Origin of the sequence: Bradyrhizobium sp., assembly GCF_036009065.1 — a bacterium.
Classification (GTDB): Bacteria; Pseudomonadota; Alphaproteobacteria; order Rhizobiales; family Xanthobacteraceae; genus Bradyrhizobium.
This window is the reverse complement of record NZ_DASYMN010000400.1, coordinates 1-10,624: the sequence shown is the minus strand read 5'-3', so window position 1 is coordinate 10,624 and position 10,624 is coordinate 1. Positions and strand designations below refer to the sequence as shown.

At 64.7% G+C, this 10,624-nt stretch carries 12 protein-coding genes; 6 read left to right on the top strand and 6 right to left on the bottom strand.

Going from position 1 to position 10,624, the window contains the following annotated elements; genetic code table 11:
- Both VGP39_RS24295 and VGP39_RS24290 read right to left on the bottom strand, forming a co-directional pair.
- On the bottom strand, window positions 1–1,382 hold a 1,382-nt coding region (locus VGP39_RS24295), incomplete at its 3' end, for a flagellar hook-basal body complex protein (RefSeq protein ID WP_327570638.1).
- A 506-nt stretch (window positions 1,383–1,888) separates the two neighbouring features.
- Window positions 1,889–2,335, bottom strand: a complete 447-nt coding sequence (locus VGP39_RS24290) for a nuclear transport factor 2 family protein (RefSeq protein WP_327570637.1) — start codon at window positions 2,333–2,335, stop codon at window positions 1,889–1,891.
- 218 nt (window positions 2,336–2,553) lie between these two features.
- Between VGP39_RS24290 and VGP39_RS24285 the strand changes: the two genes are divergently transcribed.
- From VGP39_RS24285 to VGP39_RS24275, 3 genes are all read left to right on the top strand, one after another.
- The gene (locus VGP39_RS24285) at window positions 2,554–2,931 is read left to right on the top strand and encodes a VOC family protein (RefSeq protein ID WP_327570636.1); all 378 of its coding nucleotides are present in this window, start codon (window positions 2,554–2,556) and stop codon (window positions 2,929–2,931) included.
- Window positions 2,932–2,933: 2 nt separating this feature from the next.
- The gene (locus tag VGP39_RS24280) at window positions 2,934–3,818 is read left to right on the top strand and encodes a hypothetical protein (protein ID WP_327570635.1); all 885 of its coding nucleotides are present in this window, start codon (window positions 2,934–2,936) and stop codon (window positions 3,816–3,818) included.
- Window positions 3,819–3,975: 157 nt separating this feature from the next.
- Window positions 3,976–4,329 carry a hypothetical protein gene (locus VGP39_RS24275; RefSeq protein ID WP_327570639.1) on the top strand — a complete coding sequence of 118 codons (354 nt, stop codon included), beginning with the start codon at window positions 3,976–3,978 and terminating at the stop codon, window positions 4,327–4,329.
- A gap of 149 nt (window positions 4,330–4,478) precedes the next feature.
- On the opposite strand, the gene msrB is transcribed toward VGP39_RS24275, so the two are convergent.
- Together msrB and VGP39_RS24265 are read right to left on the bottom strand one after the other, a co-directional pair.
- On the bottom strand, window positions 4,479–4,979 hold the full coding sequence (msrB, locus tag VGP39_RS24270; RefSeq protein WP_327570634.1) for a peptide-methionine (R)-S-oxide reductase MsrB: 501 nt from the start codon (window positions 4,977–4,979) through the stop codon (window positions 4,479–4,481).
- Between the two features lie 216 nt (window positions 4,980–5,195).
- Window positions 5,196–6,689 carry an FAD-binding oxidoreductase gene (locus tag VGP39_RS24265; protein WP_327570633.1) on the bottom strand — a complete coding sequence of 498 codons (1,494 nt, stop codon included), beginning with the start codon at window positions 6,687–6,689 and terminating at the stop codon, window positions 5,196–5,198.
- Between the two features lie 94 nt (window positions 6,690–6,783).
- Here VGP39_RS24265 and VGP39_RS24260 point away from each other — a divergent pair, with 94 nt between their 5' ends.
- Together VGP39_RS24260 and VGP39_RS24255 are read left to right on the top strand one after the other, a co-directional pair.
- Complete coding sequence (locus VGP39_RS24260; protein WP_327570632.1) at window positions 6,784–7,326, top strand: SixA phosphatase family protein; 543 nt, start codon at window positions 6,784–6,786, stop codon at window positions 7,324–7,326.
- A 181-nt stretch (window positions 7,327–7,507) separates the two neighbouring features.
- Entirely contained in the window at window positions 7,508–7,933 is a 426-nt protein-coding gene (locus VGP39_RS24255) for a universal stress protein (protein ID WP_327570631.1), read from the top strand.
- A 132-nt stretch (window positions 7,934–8,065) separates the two neighbouring features.
- Here the strand turns inward: VGP39_RS24255 and VGP39_RS24250 are convergent, their stop codons facing one another.
- The gene (locus VGP39_RS24250; protein WP_414644791.1) at window positions 8,066–8,686 is read right to left on the bottom strand and encodes a hypothetical protein; all 621 of its coding nucleotides are present in this window, start codon (window positions 8,684–8,686) and stop codon (window positions 8,066–8,068) included.
- A gap of 121 nt (window positions 8,687–8,807) precedes the next feature.
- Between VGP39_RS24250 and VGP39_RS24245 the strand changes: the two genes are divergently transcribed.
- The gene (locus tag VGP39_RS24245; RefSeq protein WP_327570629.1) at window positions 8,808–9,242 is read left to right on the top strand and encodes a hypothetical protein; all 435 of its coding nucleotides are present in this window, start codon (window positions 8,808–8,810) and stop codon (window positions 9,240–9,242) included.
- 77 nt (window positions 9,243–9,319) lie between these two features.
- On the opposite strand, the gene VGP39_RS24240 is transcribed toward VGP39_RS24245, so the two are convergent.
- On the bottom strand, window positions 9,320–10,279 hold the full coding sequence (locus VGP39_RS24240; protein ID WP_327570628.1) for a peptidyl-alpha-hydroxyglycine alpha-amidating lyase family protein: 960 nt from the start codon (window positions 10,277–10,279) through the stop codon (window positions 9,320–9,322).
- Window positions 10,280–10,624 lie beyond the last annotated feature (345 nt).

Here is a 10,624-nt window from a genome sequence, read left to right as displayed (position 1 = left end):
ACGTTCAGCAGATCCTGCACCATGCTGTTGGCGGTGGTGATGACCTTGGTGTTGGCCGAATAGGCCTGCTGGGTCACGATCAGTTTGGTGAACTCGTCGGCGATGTCGGTGTTGGAGCCTTCGAGCGACGAACCGCTGATGCTGCCGGACGCGCCGGTAATCGCCGCGCCGGACTGGTCGGTCACCGCATAGGCGCCGCCATCCAGCGACTTCAGATAATTGGTGCCGTTGAAGTGCGACAGCGTCACAGAAGCCAGATTGATGTTCTGACCGTTGGAGAAGGTGCCGATCACCAGGCCGCTGTTGCTGATCGCGACCGATTGCAATTGCCCGGCGGGATATCCGTTTTGCGAGATGGTATTGATGGTCGCGGTGCCGCCGGTGGTTGCGTATTGCGTGAGGCCGGCGGCGCCGATGCTGACGGAAACGTTGCCGAGCGTCTGGCCGCCGACCGCAACGCCGGTCAGCGTGATCGATGGCGTGGTCGGTGACGTCAGCTTGCCGTCGGTGCCGAAGGTGAAATCGGTGCCGGCATTGACCCACGCCACGGCGGCGCCCGTCGCGGTTGGATCCTTTTGATAGAACAAATTCCAGGTGTCGGTGCCTCCGATCGCGGCACTGTCGGTCTTGGCCCAGCGCAATTGTAGGTTCACCGGCGTGCCCGACGCATCATACGCGGTGACGGCTCCGCCGCTGATCGACTGGTTCTGGAACAGCGCGGCGTCATTGCCGACGACAGTGCCTGAGCCCGCAACCGTCGGATCAGGGGTGAACACCGTGGCGTCGAGGCCGCCGACCGCGGTGATGGTGCCGGCCGGCGCGGTGCTGGACGCCGCCGTCACCGGCGTGGCCGGAAGGTTGAGGCCGTATTGGATCGTCGTGGTCGCCTGCGCCGGCACGAAGCTGTTCTGGAATTGCAGCACCTGCGGCACGTTGCCGAGCGGATTGCCGGTCTTGGAATCGACCGCGACGCCCATCAGGTAATAGCCGGCGCCGTTGACGAGGTTGCCGTTGGCGTTGACCTGAAAGTCGCCGCGGCGCGTGTAGTTGGTCACGCCGGTGAACACCGGTGCGTTGTCGACCGTGCCGCTCGCCTTCTGCACCGAGAAGAAACCGTCGCCGTTGATCGCCATGAAGGTGCCGACGCTCGAGGCCGACACCGTGCCCTGCGTCGAAACGGTTTGCCGCGCGTAGGCGGTGACGCCGCCCGCGACCTGGCGGTCCGGATTGGTCGCCTCCGGCACGAGGTCGACGAAGCTCGTGTTGATGCCCTTGAAGCCGGTGGTCTGCGCGTTGGCGATGTTGCCGGAAATGTTCTGCAGCGCAAAGGACTGCGCCTGCAGACCGCCCACCGAAGTATTGAGCGCATCGAAGATACCCATAACGTCGTCTCCAAAATTCATGTCCGGCGCGTATCAGGACACGGCCGTGATCGGGGGAGACATTGCAGGGGACGTGCCAAGCGGAAAAATGCAGCCGGTTCAACGGCCTGACGCAAAAGCGCGGGCCGCGCCACCGGGGCATAATTGCCTGACAGGGTAATTATTGCCGGGACTCTCGTGCCCACACCTCGCCCGTCGTCCCGCCTGCGCGCTAGGGCATGCACACTGTTTTGCTGGCTGAGAGACCAACACCCGCGTCATCCTGAGGTGCTCGCCCTCTTGGGCGAGCCTCGAAGGATGGGCCACAGGCGCCTGCGGCCGATCCTTCGAGACGCCGCGCAAGCGCGCGGCTCCTCAGGATGACGGCGGTGTGTGTGGCTCGGAAAGCTGCTTTGCCATGAACCTGTAGCCAAATCGGCCGCTGTCACGATGTGTGCATGCCCTAGCGCCTTCGCGGGGACGACGCATGAATGAATGTCGCGCGCCGACACTTCGACGCGCCGCGATCAGAGCTTGGTTGACGAACGCGACAGCAGTTTCCACTCCGCGCCCTGTTTTTGCCAGTTCATCAGGATGTGCAGATTGGTGGAGCTCTTCTTGCCGTCGGCAACCGCCTCGCTCTCGCCCAGCCAATGGAAGCGCACGATTGCCGCGGGGCCGACCACACGGATTTGGGGGTCCTCGTATTTCAGCGACAGCCACTTCGATTTTCCGTTGGTGGCGCCCGCGATGAAGGCCGCCTTGTCCTCGACCCGGCCATCGGAGTGGCTGTAGCTGAGTTCGGCGGCGCAGAGCGTGGCAAGTATCTCGGCATTGGCGGCGAACTGCGCCGCGCGGAATGCCTCGAGACTCTTTACGACGGCATCCTCTTCCCCCGCGGCAAAGGACGGGACGATTCCAAGAAGTCCAATGGCAAGTACCGGCAACGCCAGCTGGCGACGATCGATATTCATTGCTTCCTCCATGGTTTTGTTATCGGGGCAGTCTTGCAGCCGCGCGCGCTCTTGTCGAGCAATTGCTTCGACCGCAGTGCAGCGCGCAGAGCGGATTAAACCAGGCGCGCATTCGCGCCCCGTTGGCTATTGCGCCCTAACCCACTAGCGCCGTCGGCGTTGATTCCGTAAAAGTCAGGACACCAAACATCGTTCAACGAACCTTGGGAGAAATAGGGATGTTTTCGCATGTCATGATCGGAACCAACGACCTGGAGAAGGCAAAATCGTTCTATGACGCGCTGCTTGGGACGCTTGGCGTTCCTCCCGGACGGGTGGACCGCCATCGCATTTTCTATCGGACCAAGACCGGCACCTTCTCGGTGTCCTTGCCGATCGACGGCAAGCCTGCGACCTGTGCAAATGGCGGCACCATCGGCTTTACCGCCGATTCGCCGGAAGCCGCCGACGCGTTTCACGCGGCTGGCATCGCGCAGGGCGGAACGACCTGTGAAGAACCGCCGGGGATACGCGAAAACAGCGGGGTGAAACTCTACATCGCATACTTACGCGACCCCGACGGCAACAAGCTCTGCGCTCTGCACCGGATACCGTGAGCATGAACCAGCCATTCGACCGCGCCGCCGAGGACCTCGGCAACTCGATCCATTTCGAGCACGTCAACGTCCAGGTGCCCGACCAGCATTTGGCGGCGCTGTTCTATGTTGCCGGGCTCGGGCTCACCCGCGACCCGTATCTGATGGTGTCCGACACCAACATGTGGATCAATGTCGGCCGAAGCCAGTTTCATCTGCCGAGCGGCGAGGCCCAGGTGCTGCGCGGCCATACCGGGATCGTCATCGCGGGCCGCGAGGCCCTGCTCGGCCGCCTCGCATCCGTCGCCAAAAAACTTGACGGCACCGCGTTCACGTATCGCGAGCACAACGATTACGTCGAGGCGACATGCCCTTGGGGCAATCGCGTGCGCTGCTACGAGCCGGACGCCGCGCGCTTCGGACGCATCACGCTCGGCATCCCCTATGTCGAATTCGACGTGCCAGCCGGCGCCGCGCAAGGCATTTGCGCGTTCTATCCCGAGATCATGGGGATACCGGCGGAGCTGAAGAATGGCGACGCCACGGTCGCGCATGTGAAGATGGGCAAGGACCAGCATTTCCGGTTCCGCGAAACCGAACGGCCGCAGCCGGGCTACGACGGCCACCATGTGCAGATGTACATCACCGACTTCTCGGGTCCTCACCGCCGGCTTGCCGGGCGCAATCTGATCTACAGCGAGGACAACCAGTACCAGTATCGCTTCCGCGACATCGTCGATCTCGCAAGCGGCCGCCACCTGTTCACGGTGGAGCACGAGGTGCGCAGCGCCACCCATCCGATGTATCTGCGTCAGCTGATCAACCGCAATCCGGCGCAGACCAACCGCAATTACGCGCACGGTCACGACCAGTGGCTGTGGGCGATGGAGCCGGCGCAGTACGATTGACGCACAACACTCGTCGTCCTCGCGAAGGCGGGGACCCATAACCACCGTCGCTCGTGTTGAAGCACGATGTCGCATGGTCAGCGAGCAACCACAAACATCGGTGGTTATGGGTCCCCGCCTGCGCGGGGACGACAATTGAGGGATCTCAATCTTGAATCTGACAGACGAGGACAATCCGGGCGAGGAGATTTCACGGATCGAAGCGCGGCTCGACGAACTTGCCGCGGTCGCCGAGCGATGCCGAAAGATCATACTGGTTTCCAAGGCGGCAATCGCCGGCGGCGGCGCGTTGCTGCTCGTTGTGACGCTCGGCCTGTTCGGAGCGTCCAGTCCGGTCGCCGGCATCGGATCGATTGCCGCGGTGCTGGGTGGAATCGTGTCGCTCGGATCGAACGTCAGCACGTTGCGACAGACGATGGCCGAGATGGGCGCCGCCAAAGTGCTCCGTTCGGATCTGATCGGCAGCATCGGCCTTCGCGTGGTTGGTGACCGGACCATGAAAGGGATTTGACGTGCTTGCCTGTACAGGCACGCCCGGCATCTCGTCATTGCCGGGCTCGACCCGGCAATCCATCCCTTCGAAAGGATTCTTGCGAAGATGGATGGATGCGCGGGTCAAGCCCGCGCATGACGCTGAGAATGTTTGCGCGCCCTGCGCCTTCAGCTCGCCGACGGCGCCGCCGGGTGGAACACCAGCGCAAAGCCGTCCATGCAGTAGCGCAGGCCTGTGGGCTTCGGGCCGTCGTTGAAGACGTGGCCGAGATGGCCGCCGCAGCGGCGGCAATGGATTTCGGTGCGCAGCATGCCGAAGGTGCGGTCCTTGGTCTCGCCGACGGCGTTCTCCAGCGGTTGCCAGAAGCTCGGCCAGCCGGTGCCGCTTTCGAACTTGGTGTCCGAGGAAAACAGCGGCAGGTCGCAGCCGGCGCAGGCGAAGGTGCCCTTGCGATGTTCCTTCAGCAGCGGGCTCGACCACGGGCGCTCGGTGCCCTGCTTACGCAGGATGTCGTACTGCTGCGGCGTCAGTTGCGCGCGCCATTCGGCGTCGGTCTTCTCGATCTCGAACTTTTCCGCAGCCTCCGCCGGCGTCATCCGCAGCCAGCGGAACGCGGCAAGGCCGAATAGGCTGGCTAGCGAGGCAAGCAGGATGCGGCGGTCGAGCATGGGGTGTCTCCGGGCGGGATGATGCGTCGCCTGTAAATACGGTGAGTTACCCCGGAAGTTACATGATTATAGCCGAAATCGGCTCACTTTGTTGCGAGCGGCCCCCTCGTCGTCCCCGCGGAGGCGGGCGGGGTCCCATATGCCGTGTCGCTGATGTCCAGGATGGCGCTAATATTTCCTGTTGGACGACCGCGACTTACAACAAGCGCCAGGGGGTTATGGGACCCCGCCTTCCCGGGGACGACGCTGTACGTTTTGGTGCGTCTCGTCGCCAACCTCCGGCTTCGGCGCTACTGGCAACGGCCGCCCCGGCCCCCTTCCCGGCGGCGGGCGTTTGCGCGGCGGCCGGGTGCCGGCCTGGCGGTTGGCCTCCGCCAGGCGCGCCTCGCGGATGCCCTCCCTCGCGCGCGCGCCTTCGCGGTAGCGCGCAAAGGCGCCGGCGGCGGCGGCGCTGCCGCGTTGCCATGCTCCGACCGCCTGGCCGACGATCCGCCCGGTGCGGCCCCCCGCCCACACCAGTTCGAACGGCGCGAACAGTTTTAGGCGCTCGTCGCCCCACAAGATGCTGCGCGCGATCAGCTGCCCGGCCATCGCCGTGGTGTTCAGGCCCTGCCGCCCGAACCCGCTGGCGACCCACAGGCCCTTTCGCAGTTGCCCGATCTGCGGCATGCCGTGCACAGTCTGTCCGATCGCGCCGCTGAAGGTTTCAACGATCTCGACTTCGCCCAGCTTCGGAAAGATCGTCGCGATGCGGCGCTGGATGCGCGATGCGAAGCGTTGCGGCCGCGCCGCCCAGGTGGTTTCCGGGCTCGACCACATCAGCCGGTCGCCTTCGACGATGCGGAAATGATCGATGCCGTCGGTATCGGTCACCGAGCCCTGAAAGGTCATCACGTCGGCCAGCCGCGCGCCGAGCGGCGCGGTGATGGCGGCATGGCGCCACACCGGCAGCAGCGTTTCCGACAGCCGCCTTAAAGGAGCGCCGAGATGGATGTTGCCGGCGAGCACGATATGCGAGGCGCGCAGCCGCGCCTGCGGCGTCACGATGCGCTTGCGTATGCCGGACGCATCAATGCCGACCGCAGGGGTGTCCTCGAAAATGCGCACCCCGGCCTGCTTCGCCAGTACCGCGAGGCCATGGACATATCGGCGGCCGTCGATCTGGAACGCTTTCGGATAATAGACGCCGTGGAAATAGCGCCGGGTTTTCAGCTCGGCGCGCACGCGCTCGATCTGCCAGCCCTCGACCTCGGTGTCGAAATCCTCGGCCAGCATCTGCAGCCGGCTGATCAAGGCGTCGCCGACATCGACATTGGAAACTTCCAGCGCGCCCTCGCTGTAGGCGCTGAACGGGATCAGCGTTGCCGCGGCGCGGACGTAGTCGGCGCCCTGCTTGGACAGCGACCACAATTCCCGGCTGTCCTCAAAGCCGACGCGCGCGATCAGATCATTGAGCGGAACGCCGTAACCCGGCATCACCGTGCCGAGCTGGTGGCCGGACGCATTCCAGCCGACATGGCGGCCCTCGAGCACGGCGACGCTGGCCCCGAGCCGTGCCGCTTCGCGCGCCACGGTAAGGCCGGCGAGACCCGCGCCGATCACGCAGATATCGACGTCGAGATCGAGCGTCAGCCGCGTGCGCTCCGGAACCTGCTCGGCCCATGCCGTGACATCATGTCCGTCCGTCCCGCTTGTGGAAGCTTCGCTCATTGCTTTTACTTACGGACCGTTGGCGCGCTTGTCACTTGTCGCGCGATCAAAGTCTGTACATTAATCGCAACCGGAACCGAATCGAGATCGCGCCATGCGCCGTTTGATGCTGCTGCGTCACGCCAAGACCGAAAACGACGCGCCCAGCGGCAAGGACAGGGACCGCCGTCTCGATGACCGTGGCCGGCTTGATGCCGCCGAGATCGGCGGCTGGATCGCCCGCCATCCGCCGCATCCGGACGCCGTGCTGGTTTCGCCCGCGGTGCGCTCGCACCAGACCTGGGACATCGTCTGGGACGCCATCAAGAGCACGGCGGCGGCCCCGAATCTCGAATTCGTGCCGGAACTTTACGGCGCCGACCCGTCCGCGCTGCTGCAGGCCATCCGCTCGGTTGCGAGCGATGATCCGCGCCGGCTGCTGCTGGTTGGGCACAATCCCGGCATGCACGAACTGGCGTTCGGCCTCACCGGCGGCGGCAACGCCAAGGCGCGCGCGGCGCTGGCCGACAACCTGCCGACGTCGGGCCTGGCCGTGATCGACTTCGACATCGACGACTGGCGCGACGTCTCGTTCCGCGGCGGCCGGCTCGAGCTGTTCGTCAGCCCGAAACTGTTGAAGGCGGCGTCGGGGGGATGACTCGTGCCCCAGCGCGTAGCTCTTCGCGAAGCGGTGCGCTGCAGAGCCGGGGTCCCGGTTGCTCGCGGCTCTAAGAAACCGGGGTCCCGGTTCTGCGAAGCAGCGTGAAGAACGCTGCATCGCGCCGGGACACCAGACGGCACATTTTATGCTAAGCTAATTCCACGACGGAGGCCTGCCGATGTTCAAATCCATTCTGGTCCCGATTGATCTGGCCGACACCGACCTGGCAAAACCCGCCATTGCCACGGCCGCGACGCTGTCGCAAACCTATAGCGGCTCGGTGCGGCTGCTCAACGTGCTGCCGATGACGCCGGTGATGCTGGCGGAATATGTGCCGGCGGATTTCGACGTGCAGCAGCGCGCCTCGTCCGAGGAGGCGCTCACCATCGTCGCGCGCGAGTCGGGCATCGAAGCTGCGCGGATTTCCGGCGTGGTGCGCCAGGGCGGCATCTATCACGAGATCCTCGAAGAGGCCGCGAAGATCAAGGCCGACCTCATCGTCATGACCTCGCACCGCCCGGCGATGCGCACCTATTTCCTCGGCTCCAACGCCGGCCACGTCGTGCGCTACGCCAAGTGCTCGGTGCTGGTGGTGCGGCATTGACTTGCGTCGTCCCCGCGCAGGCGGGGCCCCGTATGCCGTGTCGTTTATGATTGAACAAGGACGATGCAGCGCCATTTCTGAACATCCATGACACGGCGTATGGGTCGCCGCCTGCGCGGGGACGACGACCCCCTACGGCAGCAGCTCCTCCGGCACCTCGTCGAACCGATATCGCCGCGGCCGGTTGCGGCGGATGAAGCCGCCGATCTGCCAGCCGAACAGCGCGGCGAAGCCGACCAGGAACAGCGCGCCGGCCCATTCGCCGGTGACCAGTGCGCGAATGAGAAGTCCGCTCATCGAAACGGCGACGATGGCCAGCACCGCGACGGCGGCGTGATAGAGGCCCGGCCTCAGACCGCCGACCAGTGCCGCCTTGCTCCCCGCCTCCTCGAGGCGCCGGTGCAACGCAATGAGGAAAGCGCGATAATCATTGTCCTGCGGCTTCATCAGCGTGACGGTCTGCCACGTGGTCGAGAGCACACGGACACGCGCGCCGCTGACATGGTCGATGTCGGCGCGAAACCGCCGCGGCTGCATCGATATCGGCCGGTAGGACAGCCGGACCGCCGCGATATCGGTGTAAGGCCACAGCCCGGATCTGCCGGCGACATGCCACACCAGGCGGTCCTCGGTCAGCGCGAAGCGATGCGCCGAGCCGATCAGCGACGCCTTGTAGGCGTAGCTCGCGCCGGGCTCCGCCGCGGTCCCATCCGTCGTCTCGGCCAATTCGATGTTCCCTGTCCGGAGAAACATTTTGCGATTCAAGGTCGCACCGGACCATGATGCATCACGTCGAAATGCGCCATTGAGCCAAAAGGCAGCGACACTGCCGCGTCGGCTTGCACGACGGCTAAGCTTTATCTTACAACGGCCCATGGCCGAGACCACCTATTTCCCTCGCCGCATCATCCTCGCCGCGGCCCTGATCTCCGGCGTGCTGCTGGCGCTCGCGGTGCACATGCTCGGCGCGCGCTACGGCCTCGATCTCGGCCGGTTGTGGCGATCCGACGCACCCGAATTCATGCCGGCGGGCGCGGCAATAGCCTGGTGGCTGATCGCCACGGTGGCTTTCGTCGGCGGCTATTTTGCAGCGACGCTGATGCAGAGCGCGGTATCGGGACAAATCCCGCAGCGGATGCGGCAGTTTCTAATTGCAGTCGGCGTATTGGTGCTGGCGGGCGCCGGACAGGCGGCTTCCGCGCCAAGCCCGATCCCGACCGTTTCCGGCGTGCTGGCCGGCCTCGCCGCGCTGTGCCTCGGCGGCGTGATGTCGTTCTGCGGCGCGCATTTTGCCTTGCGCAAGGCTTGAAGGAAAAGCCGTCGCATTACCTCCCAACGAATAGCCGGACCCGTTGGCGGGGACGACTCAGAAATAGAGGATCCCGGCTACACCTTCTCCAGCTTCTGCAGGCAGCGCACCACGGCCGGCATCGGCGTGTCGGGAAAGCTGGTCTTCCAGTCGGTGACGCCAACTTCGCCGACATAGATGGCGCCGGTTGAATCCAGCGCGATGCCGTGCGGCGCGAGAAACTTGCCGGCCTCGAGGCCGGGACCGTGCTCGCCGCCGAGCCGCGCGATGCGCTTGCCGGTGGAATCGACGATGCTGAGGCGCGGCCCGAGATTCGGCACCTTTCGATTGACGGGCATGCCGGGGCCGAGCTCGCCGATGATGAAGTTGGGCTGCTTGCCGCCGCAGCAATGCAGCGCACAGGGCCGGTGCAGATTATTCCACTGCGTCTCGTATTTGCCGTTTGCGTCGAACACCTGCACGCGATGGTTCTCGCGGTCGGCGACGTAGACCCAGCCGTCGGCATCGGCGGCGATGTTGTGGACGATATTGAACTGGCCGGGATCGCTGCCGGGCTCGCCCCACGTTTTGATCAACTTTCCGTCCGGCGTGTATTTGTGCACGCAGGCATTGCCGTAACCATCGGAGACGTAGATCTCGCCGCGCGGCGACAGCGCGGTATGGGTGCAGCGGTGGAACGGCTCGCCGCTCATGAAGGGCTTGGGCTGGTTGGGAATGCCGATGGTCAGCAGCACCTTGCCGTCGGCCGAGCATTTGCGCACGGTATGGTCGCCGTCGTCGGTGCAATACAGATTGTCGTCGGCGTCGATGTGCAGGCCATGCGCCCGGTTGAACAGCCCCTCGCCCCAGCTGGTGATGAAATTGCCTGACCGGTCCAGCACCACCATCGGATGCGCGCCGCGGTTGAAGAGGTAGATGCGGTCCTTCGAATCCACCGCGACCGAGGCGACGTCGGTGAGATTCCACCCATCCGGCAACTTGCCCCAGTTCTCGACCACGCGGTAGCGATGCTCGCCCGAGCCCAGGATTTCCGGCATGGTACCTCCGTCATTGCCGGGCTTGACCCGGCAATCCATCTGCTTCGAAAGAATTTTGCTAGGATTGATGGATACGCGGGTCAAGCCCGCGTATGGCGCAGATATGTTCGGCGTCTTTCTCAAAATCTGATTCCAAGATTCAAACAGCCGAGCTTCCGCGTTCTCGCGGCGCAATGCGTCCGAGGTTTGCCAGTCCCTCGCGATCCCAAGCGAGGGGGTGGAGCGGCGGGAGGCGCCGGGGCACCAACGGGCACCCCTAGAGGCGGGATTAACGTACCCACCTCGCGCGGCAAGGCACCGCGCGCGCCCAAGGCTAGGCGCAGCGCCTCCCGGCGCTCCACCAAC